The sequence below is a fragment of the Haloplanus sp. CK5-1 genome, assembly GCF_037201915.1.
Classification (GTDB): domain Archaea; phylum Halobacteriota; class Halobacteria; order Halobacteriales; family Haloferacaceae; genus Haloplanus; species Haloplanus salilacus.
Window position 1 is genome coordinate 2,733,368 of the sequence record NZ_CP147505.1, and the last position, 20,394, is coordinate 2,753,761.

Annotated in this window: 14 protein-coding genes, 1 tRNA gene and 1 pseudogene; 13 read left to right on the top strand and 3 right to left on the bottom strand. The window is 61.5% G+C overall.

The annotated features are described in order from the left end of the window. Positions 1–87: 87 nt before the first annotated feature. The gene (leuS, locus tag NBT81_RS14470; protein WP_338739551.1) at positions 88–2,757 is read right to left on the bottom strand and encodes a leucine--tRNA ligase; all 2,670 of its coding nucleotides are present in this window, start codon (positions 2,755–2,757) and stop codon (positions 88–90) included. A 538-nt stretch (positions 2,758–3,295) separates the two neighbouring features. Between leuS and NBT81_RS14475 the strand changes: the two genes are divergently transcribed. Then, positions 3,296–5,008: a PAS domain-containing protein gene (locus tag NBT81_RS14475; RefSeq protein WP_338739552.1), complete on the top strand. Its 1,713-nt coding sequence runs from the start codon at positions 3,296–3,298 to the stop codon at positions 5,006–5,008. Positions 5,009–5,189: 181 nt separating this feature from the next. On the opposite strand, the gene NBT81_RS14480 is transcribed toward NBT81_RS14475, so the two are convergent. Together NBT81_RS14480 and NBT81_RS14485 are read right to left on the bottom strand one after the other, a co-directional pair. Beyond that, positions 5,190–5,621, bottom strand: a complete 432-nt coding sequence (locus NBT81_RS14480; protein WP_338739553.1) for a thiol-disulfide oxidoreductase DCC family protein — start codon at positions 5,619–5,621, stop codon at positions 5,190–5,192. After that, positions 5,611–5,883, bottom strand: coding sequence for a hypothetical protein (locus NBT81_RS14485; protein WP_338739554.1), 273 nt, complete (start codon positions 5,881–5,883; stop codon positions 5,611–5,613). The genes NBT81_RS14480 and NBT81_RS14485 overlap by 11 nt, the downstream gene beginning before the upstream one ends. A 293-nt stretch (positions 5,884–6,176) precedes the next feature. Between NBT81_RS14485 and NBT81_RS14490 the strand changes: the two genes are divergently transcribed. The 12 genes and pseudogenes from NBT81_RS14490 to NBT81_RS14545 all read left to right on the top strand — a co-directional run bounded on the left by NBT81_RS14490 (position 6,177) and on the right by NBT81_RS14545 (position 20,166). Beyond that, a complete protein-coding gene (locus NBT81_RS14490; RefSeq protein ID WP_338739555.1) occupies positions 6,177–6,941 on the top strand; it encodes a pirin family protein in 765 nt (254 codons plus the stop codon). A gap of 101 nt (positions 6,942–7,042) precedes the next feature. Further along, the gene (locus NBT81_RS14495; RefSeq protein ID WP_338739556.1) at positions 7,043–8,701 is read left to right on the top strand and encodes a type II/IV secretion system ATPase subunit; all 1,659 of its coding nucleotides are present in this window, start codon (positions 7,043–7,045) and stop codon (positions 8,699–8,701) included. Next, positions 8,698–10,809 carry a type II secretion system F family protein gene (locus NBT81_RS14500; protein WP_338739557.1) on the top strand — a complete coding sequence of 704 codons (2,112 nt, stop codon included), beginning with the start codon at positions 8,698–8,700 and terminating at the stop codon, positions 10,807–10,809. Before NBT81_RS14495 ends, NBT81_RS14500 begins: the two co-directional genes overlap by 4 nt. Positions 10,810–10,852: 43 nt before the next feature. Then, entirely contained in the window at positions 10,853–11,494 is a 642-nt protein-coding gene (locus NBT81_RS14505; RefSeq protein WP_338739558.1) for a class I SAM-dependent methyltransferase, read from the top strand. 93 nt (positions 11,495–11,587) lie between these two features. Then, entirely contained in the window at positions 11,588–12,724 is a 1,137-nt protein-coding gene (locus tag NBT81_RS14510; protein WP_338739559.1) for an NAD(P)/FAD-dependent oxidoreductase, read from the top strand. 40 nt (positions 12,725–12,764) lie between these two features. Continuing rightward, a tRNA-Gly gene (locus tag NBT81_RS14515) sits at positions 12,765–12,835 on the top strand. A 660-nt stretch (positions 12,836–13,495) separates the two neighbouring features. After that, positions 13,496–14,074 (top strand): HalX domain-containing protein, encoded by a 579-nt coding sequence (locus tag NBT81_RS14520; RefSeq protein ID WP_338739560.1) that lies wholly within the window; start codon positions 13,496–13,498, stop codon positions 14,072–14,074. Positions 14,075–14,203: 129 nt separating this feature from the next. Beyond that, the gene (locus NBT81_RS14525) at positions 14,204–15,688 is read left to right on the top strand and encodes an ATPase domain-containing protein (RefSeq protein WP_338739561.1); all 1,485 of its coding nucleotides are present in this window, start codon (positions 14,204–14,206) and stop codon (positions 15,686–15,688) included. 98 nt (positions 15,689–15,786) lie between these two features. Then, positions 15,787–18,114: a PAS domain S-box protein gene (locus NBT81_RS14530; RefSeq protein WP_338739562.1), complete on the top strand. Its 2,328-nt coding sequence runs from the start codon at positions 15,787–15,789 to the stop codon at positions 18,112–18,114. A 36-nt stretch (positions 18,115–18,150) separates the two neighbouring features. Then, positions 18,151–18,660: an IS630 family transposase gene (locus tag NBT81_RS14535; protein WP_338739297.1), complete on the top strand. Its 510-nt coding sequence runs from the start codon at positions 18,151–18,153 to the stop codon at positions 18,658–18,660. Between the two features lie 71 nt (positions 18,661–18,731). Beyond that, positions 18,732–19,220: pseudogene (locus tag NBT81_RS14540) on the top strand (IS630 family transposase); the annotation flags it as partial. 22 nt (positions 19,221–19,242) lie between these two features. Beyond that, entirely contained in the window at positions 19,243–20,166 is a 924-nt protein-coding gene (locus NBT81_RS14545) for a GAF domain-containing sensor histidine kinase (protein ID WP_338739563.1), read from the top strand. Positions 20,167–20,394 lie beyond the last annotated feature (228 nt).

Below are 20,394 nucleotides of genomic sequence, written 5' to 3' on the forward strand. Positions count from 1 at the left end.
GGACACCGGCGGCCGCCGTGAGTAGATCCGGAGCACCACAAAGAACGGACGATGCGCGCCGGCGGATCGACGACGGCGCGTGTCCAGTCAGTCGACGATGTCGATGGCGGGGCGACCCGGTTTCGCCTTGGAGGCGGCGTCGTCCGGGGCGTCCTCGCCGGCCCGGACCGTCACCGTCGTGTCGAACTCGTCTTCGATGAGCCAGGCCGCACGCTCGAGTGCGTCGCGTTCCTGATCGGGGTCGAGTTGCGGTCTGAGCCGGCCCGGTCCGGTCAGTTCCTTCGCGTAGTCGGCGGCAGCGTCACCGTGTTTGCGAACCTGTTCGTCCTGCATGACCGTGCCGATGAGGTCGTCGTCGGTCTCCTGTGCGAAGTCGTAGACGGTCTTCTTCCAGGCCGGTGTGACCGTCAGCACTATCTCCTCGGGGTCGTCGATGTCGGCCATCTCGACGATGTCGCGGATGTCCTCTCGGGTCGACTTGAGGAGGCGCTGTTCGACGTCGTAGTTGGCTGGCCGTTCGGCCTCGGGCCAGTCGGCCTCTAAGATGAGGTCGTCGTTGCCGAGTTCGTCCCAGATTTCCTCTGCCACGTGGGGGGCAACCGGTGACAGCAGTTTGGTCGCGGTGACGATACCGTCCTCGAACGTCTCGGGGTCCGGGTCGGTGATGCTCTGGTACCGGTTGAGCAGCGAAACCAGACTCCGAATCGCTTGGAGCGAGTGGTTGAAGCGGAGCTCTTCGTACTCCGTGGTGGCCTCGGTCACGGTCGCTGCGATCTCTCGCTGGATGTAGTCCGCGTTCTCCGTGGCTGAACCGGTACTCGTCCGGCCGGACGCGTACTCCTCGGCCAGCGTGTAGAGGTTCTGCAGGAAGTGGTACGCCGACCTGACACCTTCGGGACTCCAAGCGAAGTCCTTCTCCGGCTGGGCAGCCTCCATGATGAACAGCCGCGCCGTGTCGGCGCCGTACTCCTCGATGATCTCCTGTGGGGAGATGCCGTTGTCCTTGCTCTTCGACATCTTCTGGCCGTTCTCGCCCAGCACCATCCCCTGATTCGTGAGGTTCTCGAACGGTTCTCGGACGCCGTCCACCAGGCCGATGTCGTTGAGTACACGCGTGAAGAACCGCGCGTAGAGCAGGTGCATGATTGCGTGTTCGACCCCGCCGACGTACTGGTCGACCGGCAACCAGTCGCTGACCTTCTCGGTATCGAACGGCGCATCCTCCATGTCGGGGCAGACGAACCGCATGAAGTACCACGACGAGTCGACGAACGTGTCCATCGTGTCCGTCTCGCGGCGTGCCGGCCCGCCACACTCCGGACAGTCGACCTGCTTCCACTCCGGAGACTCGTCGAGTGGGTTTCCTTTGGTGTGGACGTACTCGGGGAGTTCGACCGGGAGGTCCTCGTCCGGAACCGTGACGTATCCACAGTCCGGGCAGTCGACGATCGGAATCGGCGTCCCCCAGTACCGCTGGCGCGAGATGCCCCAATCACGTAGTTTGTACTCCGTGACGTGGTCGCCGTCGAACTCCTCGACGAACCTGTCGCGTGCTTCCTCGGACCCGAGCCCGTCGAACGACCCGCTGTTGACGAGGATCCCGTCGTCGGTGAAGGCGGACTCCTGGACGTCTATCCCCTCGGGGTCGACGTCCGCGTCGGGGGCCGGTTCGATCACCTGCTCGATCGGGATGTCGTGTGCCTCCGCGAACTCGTGGTCCCGGTGGTCGTGGGCAGGGACCGCGTAGAGCGCCCCGGTCCCGACCTCTTCGAGGACGTAGTCGGCCACGTAGATCGGAATCTCCTCGCCTGTGGCGGGGTTTATCGCGTGTTTACCGGTGAACTGGCCCGAGGTCACCTCGAGTTCGTCCTCGTCGGCGCGCTGGGCCTTCTCGATGTAGGCAGCGACCGCCTCGTTGTCCTCTGCGATCTCCCGCGCCACCGGATGACCCGGGGCCAGCGTGAAGAACGTCGCTCCGTAGATGGTGTCCAGTCGTGTCGTGAAGATATCCACCTCGCCGTGGCCCGGAATCTCGAAACTCACGGAACTGCCGGTCTGTTTGCCGATCCAGTTCCGCTGCATCTCACGGACGTTGTTCGGCCAGCCGTCGAGTTCGTCGAGACCCTCGAGCAGTTCGTCCGCGTAGTCCGTGATCGTGAAGAACCACTGGTCCATCTGGCGGGTGTCTATCTGTGTGTCACAGCGCCAGCAGAGTTTCTCCTCGCCCTCCACCTGCTCGTCTGCGAGGACGGTTTCACACGACGGGCACCAGTTGAGGTCGGCCGCCTGCCGCTCCACCAAGCCGGCGTCGTAGAACCGTTTGAACAGCCACTGGTTCCACTGGTAGTACTCCGGTTTGCACGTCGTCACTTCCCGTTCCCAGTCGTAGCCGAACCCCATCTCGACGAGCTGATTCCGCATCGACTCGGTGGACTTCTCGGTCCACTCGTTGGGGTCGATGTTTCTGTCTTCGGCCGCGTTCTCGGCCGGCAGCCCGAACGCGTCCCACCCCATCGGGTGCAGGACGTCCTCGCCCCGGAGCCGGCTGAAACGCATGAACGCGTCCGTGATAGTGTAGTTCCGGACGTGACCCATGTGGAGGTTCCCCGACGTGTACGGGAACATCGCGAGAACGTATGTTGGGTCTTCGACATCATCGGTCGTGCGGAAGGCGTCCTCCCCGCTCCACGTTTCTTGCCACTTCGGCTCTATCTGGGTGTGGTCGAACCCTCGCTCGGACTCGCTTTGGTCAGTCATACAACTTTACTGTATTATTTCGCCCCCGTAATTTAACGCTTTCTTGAGACACCACAGGGCGTCGTCGCGAGCCGGTGGAATTTTTCGGATTCCTGACTCGTCCGCCCGGCCGTCGGAACAAGCTCGCGGAACTGCTTCCACGGAGGTACCCCCTCCAGACCGCCACCTCCAGGCAGTCAGACGCCTCACGGAGCACCGGGAGCGTCACGGATGCGGGGCGTCCCGATACGTTCGGCAGCGAGGTCACGGGAGGTAATCGTCCCCTCGACGCCCGGACGGAGGAGAGCACCAGTCACGACGTCGCTTCGGCGGCCGAGAGAACACGCGGGATCACGGCGGATGGTATCCGCTCGACCAGTAAAAACAGATGTATAAACTCGGATTACAACACCCAGCATGAGCGGTCGGATGGTGCCCCACGAGACGCCCCCGATGATCGTCCACGAACACGGGCGGATCCTCTATGCCAACGAGCCCGGTCTATAGTAGCCTTTGTAAGTCATCACACACCTGATCGCATGACAGCGTTCGATCAGGTGTGCGGACAGTTACAAACGCTACTATAGCCCTGTTCGAGTCTCCCTCTCCGGACGACCTCCTCGGGGAGTCGCTCTTCGAGTTCGTCACGGACCACGACCAGCACTCCCTCGCCGAGCAGTTCGATCGACTCTACGCCGGGGAGACGTCGTCCGTGGGGAGCACGATCGAACTCTCCACCCCGATCACCGAACCCACGGTCGTCGTCGCGTTGAGTTCCGCCATCGCGTGGGAGGGTGCCGATCGCATCCAAACTCACTTCTTCGAGATCGACGGCCCGTTGTCGCCGAGCCTCTCGGCCCACACGATGGATGCGACCCCGATCGGTATCTCCGTTGCGGACGCCACCCGGGACGACGAACCGCTCGTATACGTCAACGAGGGGTTCGTCGAGTTGACCGGCTACTCACGTGACGAGACGCTGGGGCGGAACTGCCGATTCCTACAGGGAGAGGGGACGAGCGAGGAGACCGTGGCCGAAATCCGTGCCGCGATCGACGCCAACGAGCCACTCACCACCGACGTACGGAACTACCGGAAGGACGGGTCGATGTTCTGGAACCGTCTCTCTATTGAGCCGATCCGAGCCGACGATGGAACGGTCACTCACTTTCTCGGCTTTCAGGAGGACGTCTCGGACGAGAAACTCTACGAACGGGAGCGAACGCTGTTCGAACTGCAAGCCGATGCGGTCGAACAGACCGTCTTCATCACGGATGCCGACGGCACGATCGTATACGTCAATCCGGCGTTCGAACGGACGACGGGCTATACGGCGGACGAAGCGATCGGGAGCAACCCGCGGCTCCTGAAATCCGACCAACAGGACGAGACGTTCTACAGCGAGTTGTGGGACACGATCACCGCCGGCGACGTGTGGGACGCGGAGATTGTCAACCGGCGAAAGTCCGGGGAACGGTATCAGGTCGAACAGAAGATCGTGCCGATAACTGACGAGCGTGACGAGATCACACATTTCGTCGCCATCGAAGAGGACGTAACGGACGCGCAGTTCATCGAAGAGGTGTTGTCGGTGATGGACCGGGTGTTGCGACACAACGTCCGCAACTCGGTAACGGCGATCAGTGGGTATGCGGACCTCCTCGAGGGAGAGTTGGACGAATCGGAACATCGTGCGGCAGTGCAGACGATCCGCGAGCGTGCCGAGGAGTTGGAAAAACTCAGTACCGAAACGCGAACGATCCGCGAACTCTTTCACCGACGCTACGCCCAGCACTCGCTCTCGGTCGGTGCGATCGAGGGGTTCGTCGAAACACGACGCACGCAACACCCACGTGCCGATATCGAGTTCAGGATGGACGTCGATCCCGGGATCGAGATTCAGAACGGGAGTTTGCTCCAGTTGGCGATCGACGAGGCACTCGAGAACGCGATCGTTCACAACGACCGAGACTCCCCCCACGTGACGGTGCTCGTCGACCGGACCGAACACGATTCGGAGATCCGCATCGAGATCACCGACGACGGTCCGGGACTCCCCGAGGACCAGTGGGCCGTCATCATGGCCGGTGTCGAAACGACGCTCGCACACAGCACCGGCATCGGCCTGTGGTTGATCTACTGGACGGTCACCGCGCTCGGTGGTACGGTACGTCGAACGGACAACGAGCCACGGGGCACCACACTCACCTACCGGATACCGGTCGGCGCAGGCGACCACGCCGACCGGTGGAACGACGGGGAGTGGCTCTGATCCGTACGGTGTCGAGTTCTTCGAGCGCCACCCCGATTCGAACCGCCGACCCGGACCGGGACGAGCGATCGCTCAGCCCACATGCGTGTCGAGCCGTCGCGTCGAGGGGTACGATCACGGCCCGTCTGCCCGACGCAGCCTTCCCCGCAATCGTCTCACACCCCCGAAGGGGAGAACACCCTCAGAGAAATCGATCGTCGATATCCTCGTCCGGAATCATACACCGGTCTCGTCGCCCGAACCAGTCGTATCGGTTGGCAGCGACGACGTCGTACAGCCGATCGCGGAGACGGGCCGGCAGGAACCCGCCGACACGTGCCACCCGATAGGGCCAGCCGAGCAGTTCCGCCAATCGTATCGCGGCATCCGACTTCGTATACGCTCGGTCGTCCTCGACGAGGACGAAAGAGTCGAACTCGTCCGTCGGAAGCCCGTGTCGAGCCAAGAGTTCTTGGCCCGCTTCCGACTGGAGCGGGGCGAACTGGAGTCGACCCTCGGGATCTCGGGGAACGAGAAACGCCACGAGCCCGTTGCAGAGATTGCAGACGCCGTCGAACAGCACGACCGGTCCGTTCGCTGCGGAACCCGTCTCTCCGTCCGTGTCAGCGGTCATGCTGGACCACGTCGGAGAGTCGTTCGCTCCGGGACGCGACGACGTCCACCCCGGGACCGAAGTGGTGACACAGGCGGGCACCGACGACGCTGGCGTCCCTGTGTGTCCAGAGGAAGTAGACGCTCGGGACGCCGTCGCGGATGACGTACGTCCGGCCGTCGGTCTCCGGGAGCCACGCGCTCCCGTCGTGACGGTCCGCGCCGAGCGATTCGGGGAGACCGGCGTCCATCACCTCCGGATCGATCGGCCGACTCTCGAACAACGGGTGTCACCAGTCCACCTCCAGGAGGACGACCATACGGGAGCTATGCGTACACCGGCAAAAAAGCCACCCACGTCCCACCTCGCGGGTGTAGTGGGGGCCAGGCGTCGAACCAGAACCGTCTCACCAGCCCGTACATCGCTCCGGAGAACCGTATCGGGGCCGATCTCTGTCGCCGAGGCATCCGTTTCTCGCCGGCGTGAACGCTGCCGACTGCACGACGGGGCACCGAGTGTCACACCGAGGACCGTCGCGTAGAACGCATATAGCGACCGAGAGCCTACGGCGAGGTAATGGACGATCCGCCCTCGGCACGGACGCACTCCCGTATCCACACAGCACCCCGAACGGACGTCTCGCAAGACCAAGGTTCGTTCCGGATCCACTTCAACTTCCCTGGCCGCGCCGTCCCCGACCACGACGACCACGGCTACGGGCCACTCGCGACCGTCGTCGAGTCGTTTATGCATCCGGGGACGCTCATCCGGATGCACCAGCACCGCAACGAGGAGATCGTCTCGTGGGTTCCCGAGGCTGTGATGCGTCACGACGACCGGCAGGGCAACGAACTCGTCACCGATCCCGAGCACCTGATGGTGATGAACGCCGGCAGTGGCTTCTGGCACGCCGAGGAGACGCTCGCGGACGACCCACCCCTACGGATGCTCCAGATATTCGTCCGCCCACACAGTCTCGACCTCGAACCGGGCATTCAGCACGAAGCGGTGCCCGATCCCGTCGCGAACGACTGGCGCCACCTGTTCGGTCCCAAGGGAACCGACGCCCCGTTGTCCGTCCGCAACGACGTCGACTTCCACGACTGCTGTCTCGATGCCGGGGATACGGTCACGCTCCCATCCCGACCGGGCTGGCACACCTACCTGTACGTCTTCGAAGGAGCGGTGGAGGTCGACGACGCGTCCGTCGGATACACCGAGAGCGCACTCGTGACCGACGATCGTACCGTCTCCGTCACCGCAACCGACGACTCCACCGTCGTCGCGTTCACGATCGATCCCGACGCCCCGATCACGCGACAGGGCACGATCGGCCGCTGAGACGCCGGCACTCCGGCTCTCGAGGCCGGTGTGAGTGGAGTAGGCATCCTCATCTAGCGGGCGCACGTTTAAGTTGGCGGGCACCCGTTCGCCACGTACAGATGTCTGGGGACGCGGCGTCGCGGGGTGGTGGGACGCTGGGCGAACTCCGTCGACGACTCGTCCGGACCTACGAGATGCTCCGCGGGTCGTCCATCGACGTCCGCCCGTTTCGCCCGGGTGAGGACGGACCACTCGCCAGTTTCGACCTCCCATCCACCCACGAGGAGCGCGACCGCTACTGGGTGAACGCCCCCTTCGCCTTCGTCGTCATCACGTACGACACGGAGGAGAGCGAGCACCGGTACAACGTTGTCGAACCCGACTTGGACGAGTTCGAATCCGCGCTGCTCGCCCGGGTTCGGGAAGATATCCGCGACCCCTTGCTCTACCGGGACGTGGACCCCGAGACGGAGGGGACGGTGCTGACGACGGAACTCGAGTCGCTCTTGGAGGAGTACGGCGTCGACGTGGGGATGGCGACGTTCCACAAACTCCACTACTACCTCGTCCGGGATTTCCGTGGCTTCGGCCGTCTCGACCCGCTGATGCACGACCAACACATCGAGGACGTGTCGTGTGACGGCTACGGCCTGCCCATCTTCGTCTACCACGACCAGTACACCGACGTGGGGACGAACGTCGTCTTCGAAGACCCCGACGAACTCGACAACTACGTCGTCCGCCTGGCCCAGCAGTCCGGCCGGCACATCAGCGTCGGCGACCCCGTAGTCGGGACGACGCTGCCCGACGGCTCGCGGGTCGAACTCGCCCTCGGCGAGGAAGTGACGCCTCGGGGCTCTGCCTTCACCATCCGGCAGTACGCCGACGACCCGTTCACACCCATCGACCTCGTCGAGTACGGCACCTTCAGCATCGAGCAGATGGCGTACCTCTGGCTCGCCATCGAGAACAACAAGTCACTCATCTTCGCCGGCGGCACCGCGTCCGGGAAGACCACGTCGATGAACGCGGTGTCGATGTTCGTCCCGCCGCGGTCGAAGGTGCTCTCCATCGAGGACACCCGCGAACTGTCGCTGTACCACGACAACTGGCTCTCCAGCGTCACGCGCGAACGCCTCCACGAGGGGGCCGACATCGACATGTACGACCTGTTGCGGTCGGCGCTCCGCCACCGCCCGGAGTACATCATCGTCGGCGAGGTGCGGGGCGACGAGGCGGTGACGCTGTTCCAGGCGATGAACACCGGCCACACGACGTTCTCGACGATGCACGCCGACAGTATCGAGACGGTGATCAACCGCCTGGAGAACGAACCGATCAACGTCCCGCGAGCGATGATCCAGTCGCTCGATCTGCTCTGTGTCCAGCGGCTCACCCGTCTCGAGGGCGAACGGGTCCGCCGGTCGGCGGCTATCAGCGAGATCGGTGGCGTCGACCAGCGGACCGGCGAACTCGACTACTCCAACTCCTTCACCTGGGACGCCGACACCGACACCTTCGAGCGGTACGACAGCTCCCTCCTCGACGAGATTCAGGACGACCGGGGATGGACCCGGACCCGCTTGCTGGAGGAGCTCCGCGACCGACGGCGGTTCCTCACGGCGCTCCGGGACCGCGGCATCACCGACTACCGACAGTTCACCGCGCTGATCAACGAGTACTACGCCGACGCCGAACGGGTGCTCGACCGTATCGGCGACATAGACGCCGACGACGGGACGGAGGACGGCGGGACCGACTCCGGTGACCGCGTGTGATCGCGCACCTGCTTCCACTCGGACTCGTCGTCGTCCTCCTCCTCCCCGTCGTGCTCTCCCCGTTCAGTCGACGGGCTGACCTGTTCGTCTCGCGACTGGCCGTCCCGATATTCGGCGACTACGTCGGCGGGAGTTCACGCAAGGCCCGGCAGCGTTCGCGGATGCGGGCGACACACGCCGGGACGACCCACCGAGTGTTCGCCTCGCGAACGCTGTTTTTCGCCGGATTGGCCGGCGTCGTCGGGGGCATCCTCGGTGTCTACGTCGCGGTGTGGCTCGTGGACCTCTTCTCGATCAGCCGGGGTGCGATCCTCGCCGTCGTCCCCGGGCCGCTCTCCGTGCTCGCCGGACTCACTCGCTTGCAGGATCTGACTCCCCTGGGCCTGTTCGTCCTGTTTCTCTTCTTCGGGGCGACCGTCGGTACGGTGCTGGCAGTCGGGACCTACTGGGCGCGGTGGGCGTACCTCGACCAGTTGGCGACCGCACGGGCGAGCGAAATCGAGGCGACGCTGCCCCGGACCATCGCGTTCGTCTACGCGCTCTCCCGGAGCGGGATGCCGTTCCCGTCGGTGCTCGCGACGCTCGCCGACAACGACGACATCTACGGCGAGGCCGCCCGCGAAATCGGTGTCGCAGTCCGAGAGATGGATACCTTCTCGACGGATATCCTGACTGCGCTCAGACACACCGCCGAGCGAACGCCGAGCGAGGGCCTAGAGGAGTTCTCGGACAACCTCGCTAGCGTCCTCGGGAGCGGGCGGAACCTGTCGTCGTTCCTTCGCGAGCAGTACGAGCGCTACCAGGAGGAAGCCGAGTCCCAACAACAGCAGTATCTCGAACTCGTCGCGACCTTCGCCGAGGTGTACGTGACGGCCTTCGTCGCCGGTCCCCTCTTCCTGATCACCATTCTCGTCGTCATCGGCCTGGTCATCGAGGACACGCTCACGCTCGTCCGGATCATCGGCTACGTCGGCATCCCGCTGGCGAGCGCCGCTTTCGTCGTCTACATCGACAGCCTGACTCAACACGAGACGGCGATGACGAACGTCAGCCGCGACGCCGACGTGGCCACCGCAGCCGCGGCAAGCGGTGAGAGGGACACGTCGACCGGACCGCCGACACCGCCCGTCTCGGACGGCGGCGAGACGGTCGACCACTGGCGGCGAAACGCCGCTCGACTCGCAGCCTACGACCGACTGCGCACGCTACGGGCGTGGACGAAACACCCGCTCCGGAGCGTCCTCGAACGACCGTGGATCAGCCTCGTCGTCACCGTTCCCGTGGGAGTGCTCTGGATCTTGGCTCGCTCCGTCCCCATCCCGCTCGGCCCGTCCGCGCTCCAGACACTCGACCAACCGGTCATCGAGGCGTCGCTGTTCGCGATGATCGTGTTCGCCGCCCTCCACGAGACGCACAAGCGGCGAGTCAGGCGGCTCGAACGCGCCGTCCCCGACTTCCTCGACCGCCTCGCGAGCGTCAACGAGGCGGGGATGACCGTCGTCGAGAGCATCCAACGGGTCGCCGGCACCGACTTGGGTGGCCTCGAAGCCGAAGTGGACCGGACCTGGCGGGATATCCAGTGGGGGACCGACGCGTCGACGGCCCTCAGACGGTTGGCGGTCCGAACCCGCGTCCGGATGGTGTCACAGGCGGTGACGCTGATCACGAACGCGATGGACGCGAGCGGCGACATCGCACCTGTCCTCCGGATCGCCGCCGACGAGGCCCAAGAGACACGCCGTCTCAGGCGCGAGCGGCGACAGGAGATGCTCACCTACGTCCTCGTCATCTACATCTCGGTGCTCGTCTTCCTCGGCATCATCGCGGCGCTGACCGTCGCCTTCATCCCCGCCGTCCAAGAGGCGGCCGGTGCAGGGACCGGCACGTCGGCGTCGGCTCCCGGCGTCGGCGGCTTGGCCGGCGCGTTCTCCGGGACGGACGTCGACACCGGGGCGTACGAACTCCTCTTTTTCCACCTGTCGGCGATCCAGGCGGTCTGTTCTGGCATCATCGCCGGCCAACTCGCCGAGGGTGGGACGTCGGACGGGATCAAACACGCGGCCGGGCTGCTCACACTCGCCTACGTCGTGTTCGTCCTCGCACTCTGATCCGTCGCGGCACGTATATGTGCGCCGCGCCACGCGAGGGTACATGGACCGACCGGATCCACGGACCACCTACGACCGCATCGCGGACCACTTCGCCGCGACGCGCGAACATCCGTGGCCGGAGATAGAGTCGTTCGTCGCCGACGCCGAGCCGACTTCGCTGGCGCTCGATGTGGGGTGTGGCAACGGTCGCCACGCCGAGACTCTCGCCGACCGCGCCGACCGCGTCGTCGGCCTCGACGCCAGCAGAGGGCTCTTGGAGACCGCGCGACGACGATACGTAGACCGGGGACACGACTTCGGCTTCCCGCTCGTTCAGGGCGATGCCGCCCGGCTCCCCCTCTCGGCCGACCGGTTCGGCCTCGGCGTCTACGTCGCGACGCTCCACCACCTCCGACCACGGGCGACCCGGATCGACAGCCTCGACGAACTCGAGCGCGTTCTCGCGCCGGGCGGACGAGCGCTCGTCTCCGTCTGGAGTACTACCCACGACCAGTTCGACGCCGACCGAGGGTTCGACACGACCGTCGACTGGACGCTCCCGGACGGCGAGACGGTCCCGCGGTACTACCACATCTACAACCCCGAGGAGTTCGACCGCGACCTGTCCGCGAGTTCGCTCGTCGTCCACGATGCCTTCCGGGCGAGCGGCAACTGTTACGCCGTCGTCGGGCCGGGCGACTGACGCGCCGCGAACCGCCGATCCGCCCCGGCGCTCTGGGGACGCGACCGCACAGACGTGGAGGACTTAACCCCCCGGCGGGAGTACGTCCACTCGATGAGCGATATCGACACCGACTACGACTATGACTACGACGTCGCCGTCGTCGGCGGCGGGCCGGCCGGTCTGACCGCCGCGCTGTACGCCACCCGACTCGGTCACGACACCGTCGTGTTGGACCGCGGTGGCGGGCGAGCGGCGATGATGCAGGACACCCACAACGTCATCGGCGTCACCGAAGACGTCTCGGGCGTCGAATTCCTCGCGACGGCGCGCGAACAGGTCCAGTCGTACGGCGCGACCTACCGCCGGGCGTTCGTCTCCGGCCTCGACAGGGACGACGACGGCCGGTTCCGACTGGAGACCGACGACGCGACGCTCGCCGCCGACCGCGTCGTCCTCGCGACGGGGTTCAGCGACTCGCGTCCCGATCCGCCGCTCCCGCCGACGGGCCGGGGGCTCCACTACTGTCTCCACTGCGACGCCTACATGTTCGTCGACGAGCCGGTGTACGTGATGGGCCACGGTGACAGCGCCGCCTACGTCGCGATGATCATGCTCAACTTCACCGACGAGGTCGACCTGCTCACCCGCGGCGACGATCCGACGTGGAGCGACGAGACCGGCGAGATGCTCGACGCCCACCCGATCGACGTGATTCACGAGGAGATCAGCGGCATGAACCGCGGCTCGGACGGGTGGCTGGAGAGTTTCGAGTTCGAGGACAGCGTGGGGCCACGTCCCACGGGCAGCGAGGGACGCGGTCACTCGGGCAGTCGGCCTCCGGCCGACGACAGCCGGACGGAGTCCGGCGACGGTACCGTCCGCGAGTACCGCGGTGGCTTCCCGATGTATGGATCGGAGTACAACGCCGGCCTGGCCGACGACGTCGGCTGCGAGCGCAACGACGACGGCACGGTCGTCGCGGACGACCACGGCCGGACGAGCGTCGACGGCGTCTACGCCGTCGGTGACCTCGTGCAGGGCCACAACCAGATCCCGGTGGCGATGGGGCAGGGTGCGAAGGCCGGTATCGCCATCCACATGGACCTGCGGGCGTTCCCGCGCAGCCTCGACGAGATCGAGGAACGGGGTGCGGTCGACCCCGACGAGGTGCCGGCGATATCCGAGGCGCTCCGGGAGCAGGCACGGGCGTTCCGCGAGGGCGAGGCCACCGCCGCGGCCGACGACTAAACGTAACTGCCTTATCCACCGACCCTGAAGCACGTCGTGCGCGCCGGTGGTCTAGTGGTAGGACCTGAGCCTTCCAAGCTCATGGCCCGGGTTCAAATCCCGGCCGGCGCATACCTCCTACTCCCTGTTTTCTCCGAAACCGGTGAAAGAGGTAGAAGCCCGATGAAAGCCTCAGCCGAGGAACGAAAGGACGCACTGGACAAAATGGGCTGATTAGCCACGCTGAAATCGTTGATCGGTGATAGGTTTCAGAAGTAGTGCTGAATACAGAGCACGAATCGACCACTAGAGAACGAGCCGGACCCATCGGTACGGACGGATGGTGCACGTAGATACCTGGGGCTCAGCGCAGATACTGCAGGTGTCAGGTACGAATCGGCCGAACTGATTGTCATTTTAATTAAAAAGAGTACCACCGACAAAATGTTCGGTGGCTATAACCGTATGGGTCGTACCCGAATACATGGAAATATCGTTCAGGTGTCCGTGCAGCTCGGAGGTGAGAGCTGACGGGGAGTGGAAGTCGGAGCAGTCCGCCGATCTGACACAGCAGTGCCCGAACTGTGGTGAGGAGTTCATTGTTACCGTTACCTCGCTCGGTAAACCATCGCCCACAATCAGGGTAGACGGAGGAAATCAGGGGTAGCCACGGCTGATAGCCGCAGTATTGACACTGAATCATGGAGTGCTCAGCCCCAAGCCGGGGAGACAACGATAGATTTCACGCTTGGTAGTTATAAAAGATACCACGATGACTGTCCGCTGTTCTATATGACCGATTCTACCGACTCACGCCCGACGGTGTTGATTGTAGACGACGAACAGGGCTTAGTCGATGTGTATGCGGCCTTCCTAGCTGATGACTATACCGTACGGACAGCCTACGGTGGGGAGGAGGCACTCGACCAGTCTAATGAAGACGTCGATGTCGTGCTCTTGGATCGCCGGATGCCCACCATTTCGGGAGACGAAGTCCTCTCAACAATTCGAAATTGCGAGAGCGACTGTCAGGTTGTTATGGTGACGGCAGTGTATCCAGACTTCGACGTGTTGGATATGGGATTTGGCGGATGTCTCACCAAACCCGTTGATAGCGGCGAGTTACATAGCGTTGTCGAGCAACTGCTCACGCGGCGTGGGTACGACGAACAGATCCAGAACTATTACCAACTGATCGCCAAACGCGCTGTGCTTGCAGCTGAAAAATCCGAAAACGAACTCAACGCAAACGACGAATTCACTGCTCTCAAACAGCGAATCGGCGAACTTGGGGCCAAGGTAGATACAGCCATCGGAGAGTTTGATGTCTCCGACTTTGGAGCATCATTCCGTAAATTAGACAGCTCCTAACGATTGGTGCCCTAATTCGTCGAGTGAGTCGTTGGTAGATTAGTCAGTGAGTGATGGGAACTCACATAGAATGAAAGTGAAATTTGCGAAGGCATATCAGTGTTGGCACCGTTACTCCGGTAGCTATTTATGCCCATTAATCACACACCAATTTCGCAGATAAGTACCGGAGTCGAGGGTCTCGACGAATTATTACGCGGGGGGTTTATCCAGAATCGGATGTATCTGGTCACCGGAGAGCCAGGGACCGCAAAAACGACGCTCGCCATGCACTTTCTCCACGAAGGACTTGCCAACGACGAAACAGTCCTCTATATTCACGGGGAAGAATCCGCCGAGGAACTCAAAACCAATGCCGCCCAATTCGGTATCGATATCAGTGCTGTGGAGTTTCTCGACCTCGGCCCCGATTCGGACTTTTTCACCGAAGATTCGTCTTTCGACCTCGTCGATTCCAGTGATATCGACCAAGAACGCTACACCGAGGTGATTCACGAGGCAATCGAAGAAATTGACCCCGGACGGGTGGTCGTCGATCCGATCACCCAACTCCGTTATCTCGAAACGTCCGACTATCACTACCGCAAACGGATCCTCTCGTTCATACGGTTGCTCAAAAAGCGCGGCGTCACGATCCTCGCTACGGCCACACTGGATACGAATCAAACCGCGTCCGCAGATATCCGATCCCTGAGTGATGGTGTCGTCACACTCTCCCGTGTCGCCGATGGGCGGCGCATCGAAGTAATGAAAAATCGGGGTGTAGGCCAGATCGAAGGCGATCACGGAGCCGAAATCCGCTCCAGCGGACTCGAAGTGTATCCTCACATTCGTCCGGAACCGTCCGACCGTGAGTTCGATCCGACCCCGGTCGGATCCGGTATCCCCGAACTCGATGAGATGGTTGGCGGGGGGTTCGAACGCGGAACCGTGACCTTCATCACCGGTCCAAGTGGGGTCGGGAAGACCACGCTTGCGACAGTGTATCTCGTCCAAGCGGCACGACAGCTAGGCAAGTCGGTGATCTACCTCTTCGAGGAACGGATCGAAACGTTCGAACACCGATGCCGATCGCTCGGGATCCCGATCGACGAATTGCGGGAGGAGGGACTACTTCTGATCAACGTAATCGAACCGGGGACACTCTCCGCCGAAGAGTTCTCCCACAAGGTGCGACGAGAGGTCGAAGAGGAAAACGTAGAGACCGTTATGATCGATGGTGTGAGCGGCTACGCCTCGGTGATCAAAGGCAACGAAGACGGTCTTGATCGGGACCTACAGTCCCTGACTCGCTACCTTATCAACAGAGAAGTGACCGTCTTCGTCACCGATGCAACGCACCAGGTGACGGGACTGTCATCCGCCACGAGCCACAAGATCAGTCAAATCGCAGATAATCTCACGTTCATCAGTTACGTGGAAATTCAGAGTTCACTTCGAAAAGTTATCGGCGTACTCAAAAAACGAACTGGTGAGTTCGAATCCAGTTTTCGTGAGTTCGAAATCACCGCGGACGGTATCCAAATCGGTGAACCCCTAACGGAATACAGCGGGATCCTTCACGGCGCACCACAGGCCGGCGGACCACCACAACGGAATCTCGAGTCAGAGTGATGACGCAAAAACGGACACTTCCCATCGGACCCAGCGAAACATCGGAGACAGTCCAATTACTCGTCGCCGATGCTGGAAACCGGTCGACAATCAGTAGAATGCTCGACGACCACTTCGGAGTGGAGACGAGTCAGACCGTAACCGACGCCGATCTGTACCTCGTAGAGGATCACCTGTTTCCGGAGTATAGAGTTGCGTTACGCGACCGGATCGAGCGAGAACATCCGGCGTTCTGTCCGGTGGTTCTGATTCGACGTGAGAGTACGGATCTGAAGCAGGGAAACGGGAACCAGTCTACCCCCGAAGAGGTCACTCTCTACGACGAGGTGGTGGATGCACCGATCGACCCATCCCAATTGATCCGGCGACTGAACTCGTTGCTCGTCCGCCGTCGGCAGTCTCAGGAGTTGATGCGGCAGGTCTCGACGTTGGAGGAGCGTGAGCAACGCCTCCGCCGTTTCGAGCAATCCGTCGAATCGACCGGGAATGGAATCGTCATGACCGATTCCGCCGGGACGATCGAGTACGTGAATCCGGCTCTCGAATCGATGGCCGGATACACTGAAGACGAAGTCCTCGGGGAGTCCCCACAGAGACTCTTGCCCGAAGGAGCTGAAGGAGTCTTCGACGAGGAGTTCTGGGAGACGTTAGCGGACCAAGGGGGATGGGAGGGTGACTTCATCATCGAGGGCAAGGATTCTCAACGTCTAGTGGTCAATGCGACGGCTACCGCACTTCAGGATGTGAACAACCAAACCGAGGGGTTCGTCATCGTACTCAGTGACATCACCGAGCGGATCCAGCATGAACAAGACTTGGAGGACAGAGAAGAGGAACTCGATCTGCTCCGGAAAATTTTGACGCGATATCTCCGCCACAACATGCGAAACGATCTCAATGTCATCCAAGGCAGTGCAGAGTTGCTGCAAATAGACGGGTCGCTGTCACCGGAGCAGATCGAACTGACCGAGTCGATTATCGATAAAACGGAAGCCCTCTCCGAGATGAGCGATACGGCACGGACCTACAGTTCACTACTCGGAAGGGATACCGAGTTGTCCACGTTTGATCTCTCGAAACTCACGACTGAGGCGGTTCGACGAGTCCGACAGACCCACTCTGACGTGACGTTCGAACTCGATGTTCCCGAAACGTGTGAAATTCGTGCCCGAGAAGGGATTCAACGTGCGTTCGAGGAACTGATCGACAACGCTGCACGGCATAATGATGCGACGGAACCGTGGGTGCGTATTCGGGTCCGAGACCATGACGGAGCACGAGTGGTAATCGAGGATAACGGGCCGGGCATCGCGAATCAGGAAATGGAGTCTTTGGAAAAGAGGACCGAAACACCGCTCACGCACAGTCAGGGTGTCGGCTTATGGCTCAGTAAGTGGCTGATCGAGGGAGTCGAGGGACAGCTATCGATCGAAACAACCGACACAGGGACACGTGTTACAGTCGAATTTCCTTCGCTTACCAAAATCGGTTCGACGAGGCGAGAAATAACCACGCTGAAAGAGCGCGAACAGCGGCTGCAGACGATCAAAGACCGCATGACCGATGCGATACTCGAAGTCGATGCCGATTTCACCGTCACTCATCTCGACGAACGAGCCGAACGCATTTTCGACAAAGAGGCGGAGACTGTATTGGGTCAACAGTTGTGGGACGTGTTTCCCACTCTCACAGACACGCAGTTCGAACCGGTCATCCGGAACGCGATGGAATCGCGCTTATCAACCGGTGTCGAAGGGTATTTGGAAGAAGTAGAGGTCGGTCTGGAAGTTAGCATATATCCCGAGTTCGACGGGGGACTTACGTTTTACACCTGCGATATAACGGAGCGCAAGGAACAAGAGAAAGTACTCACACGCAACACCCGCTCGATGGATGAGGCACCCATCGGCATCACGATTACCGATCCGAGCCAAGAGGACAATCCCATCATCTACGTGAACGACCGGTTCCGGGAGCTGACTGGCTACTCGGACGCGGAGAGTCTCGGTCGGAACTGTCGGTTCCTCCAAGGCGAGGCCACCGACCCCAAACCGGTTGCGAGGATGCGAGAGGCAGTCGACAACGAAGCTCCCGTCTCCGTCGAACTCCGGAACTACCGAAACGACGGCACGGAGTTCTGGAACCGGGTGTCGATCGCCCCCGTCCGTGACGACGATGGGTCGGTCGTCAATTACGTTGGCTTCCAGCAGGATATATCCGACCAACGACGGCGCGAGCGGGTTCTCCGGAATATGTATGACATTATTTCGGATCGACACCAGTCGTTCGAGGACAAAGTACAGTCACTACTGGAACTCGGTCGAAGTGAACTCGGCACGGAGTACGGGACGCTGTCGGAGATCCGCGGTGAGGAGTACGTGTTCGAGTTCGTCGCGACGGACGACGACAGCATTCATAGTGTCTAGGGAACTGTTTTACCGATAGAGACGCTGGCGTTGGTAATGGGTCGGCTTGACGATATCACGCTCGAAGAACTCTACGATCTCAAGGACCAGATCGACGAAGGGAAGCCGCGAGAACGTGTTCTCGCGGCGATCGGGCGCAAGAAGGGCGATCAACTGGATACACTGGCTGACCGCCACGGTGTTGTCGAGAAAACGATTCGCAACTGGCTCGATCGGTTCAAGGAAGAACCGATCGAGCAGGCACCTTACGACGCTCCTCGACCAGGAGGTCCAGCAAAAATCGAGGGCAAAGATCGTGAGCGACTGTTCGAGCAGTTGCAACAGCCGCCGACCGAACTCGGATACGACCAGCAAGCGTGGTCAGCGAAACTCTTGCTTCATCACGCCAAAGAGGAATACGGCGTCGAATACCACGAAACCTACGCGTATGACTTGTTGAAAGAGGCCGGGCTGTCCTTGCGGACAGCACGGCCTCAACATCATGAAGCCGACCCTGAAGAGAAAACTGAGTTTCAGGAGACAGTCGAAAAAAACGGCCCGAACTAACCGAGAAAACTGTCGTTGTTGTCGATCAGTTCACCAAGCACGTCGGAACTGTTCAGCGACGTGGCTTCTACCCAATTGGCTCAAACCCGACAATAGAGGTTGCAACAGCGTGGGATTCAGTGACGGTGCTGGGCGCTGTCACCGACGACGGTGACAGCTTCTTCTGCTGGACAGAAGAGAATCTCACACGGAACCACGGGATTCGGCTGTTAGAAGCGCTGAAAGACAAGTTCGGTGAGGAGTTAGTGGTGTTTCTGGATCGAGCGGGTTACTTCTACGCGAGGGATCTGTGGGAGCACGTGAGTGGTGAGCGCGAGACCGAAACTGTCGGAGACAGTTCGGTCTCGTGCGTGCGAGGGGATGATCTCGAAGTGTGGTACTTCCCGTCGAAACTTCCCGAATTGAACGCTGTCGAAGGGTGCTGGGACCAATTGCAAGAGTGGTTCAAGTATCGCCTTATGCCAGATCTCTCGACGCTGAAAGAATGCATTCCACGAGGATTGAGCGCGATCACCGAACCGAACATCTGGCCGTATCTCACCGGTAAAGATTCGAACTAAACACTATCAGTCGGGGGACGTAGTGCCGGTCTCAGCCACGAACTGCGAACTCGTCGCCAGTTCCGAGGAAACCATCGTGGCCGGTGATATCGAACGCGATGCCCCAGGACAGACCGACCGGGCTGGCTTCACCGAGTGGGGGATCGTATGTTATCTCGGAGCTCCCGTGTTTATCAGTGACGAAGTCTACGGAACGTTCTGTTTCTACGGCACGGAGGCCCGGTCCGGTCAGTTCTCCGAGTGGGAAGTCACGCTGGTTGATCTCATGAGTCGCTGGGTGAGCTACGAACTTCAGCACCGAGAAGCGAACAAACAACTCCAACGGACGAACGAACGGTTGGAGCAATTTGCGTCGGTCGTGTCGCACGACCTGCGGAATCCCCTCAATGTCGCCGATGGTCGCTTGGAGCTGGTGGACGAAGAGTGCGACAGTGCCCACCTCGATGCCATCCGACGAGCGCTTGATCGAATGGATGCGCTGATCACCGATTTGCTAGCGCTCGCGCGGGAGGGCGACAGTAAGACTGAGATAACCTCGGTCGACCTCGCGATGCTTGCGGAGAACTGTTGGAACAACGTCGATACTGGAAATACGAACATCGCCACCGATATCGATCGGACGGTTCGAGCCGATGAAGGCCGACTGAGCCAGATATTCGAGAATCTCATTCGCAACGCTGTCGAACACGGCGGTGGCGATGTGACGGTCCGAGTCGGCGAACTGGACGACGGTTTTTACATCGAGGACGACGGAGTAGGTATTCCCGAAGACGAACGTGACGACGTGTTCGACACAGGCTACTCGACAAGCGACAAGGGAACCGGATTTGGGCTGAGCATCGTCAAGCAGGTCGTCGATGCCCACGGCTGGAGGATCCATCTGACTGAAGCCTCCGGGGGTGGTACGCGGTTCGAGATCACCGGCGTCGAGTTCGCTGCCGAATAGATCCGCTGTATTCAGCACATCTCGACAGTTATCGAGTAGTTCGCTCGAGCCGGGCTGAACGTGGGACGTGTATCTTGCGAACGAGTCATCGAACTCGTGGAGGAGACGTCCGGCGGTGCCGCTTCGAAATCACCGGGGTCGGTGCTCCGTAGTGGGGCCGTGGGCTCCCGACAGGCTGCTCGAAACGGGAGTTGGACTGCCGCTGGATAGATGGACACCGCGCAATCC

What these genes read in the sequence shown, in the direction of transcription:
- leuS (WP_338739551.1), bottom strand. Translation starts at nt 2,757, where the DNA reads ATGACTGACCAAAGCGAGTCCGAGCGAGGGTTCGACCACACCCAGATA.
- NBT81_RS14480 (WP_338739553.1), bottom strand. Translation starts at nt 5,621, where the DNA reads ATGACCGCTGACACGGACGGAGAGACGGGTTCCGCAGCGAACGGACCG.
- NBT81_RS14490 (WP_338739555.1), top strand. Translation starts at nt 6,177, where the DNA reads ATGGACGATCCGCCCTCGGCACGGACGCACTCCCGTATCCACACAGCA.
- NBT81_RS14495 (WP_338739556.1), top strand. Translation starts at nt 7,043, where the DNA reads ATGTCTGGGGACGCGGCGTCGCGGGGTGGTGGGACGCTGGGCGAACTC.
- NBT81_RS14505 (WP_338739558.1), top strand. Translation starts at nt 10,853, where the DNA reads ATGGACCGACCGGATCCACGGACCACCTACGACCGCATCGCGGACCAC.
- NBT81_RS14510 (WP_338739559.1), top strand. Translation starts at nt 11,588, where the DNA reads ATGAGCGATATCGACACCGACTACGACTATGACTACGACGTCGCCGTC.
- NBT81_RS14520 (WP_338739560.1), top strand. Translation starts at nt 13,496, where the DNA reads ATGACCGATTCTACCGACTCACGCCCGACGGTGTTGATTGTAGACGAC.
- NBT81_RS14525 (WP_338739561.1), top strand. Translation starts at nt 14,204, where the DNA reads ATGCCCATTAATCACACACCAATTTCGCAGATAAGTACCGGAGTCGAG.
- NBT81_RS14530 (WP_338739562.1), top strand. Translation starts at nt 15,787, where the DNA reads ATGCTCGACGACCACTTCGGAGTGGAGACGAGTCAGACCGTAACCGAC.
- NBT81_RS14535 (WP_338739297.1), top strand. Translation starts at nt 18,151, where the DNA reads ATGGGTCGGCTTGACGATATCACGCTCGAAGAACTCTACGATCTCAAG.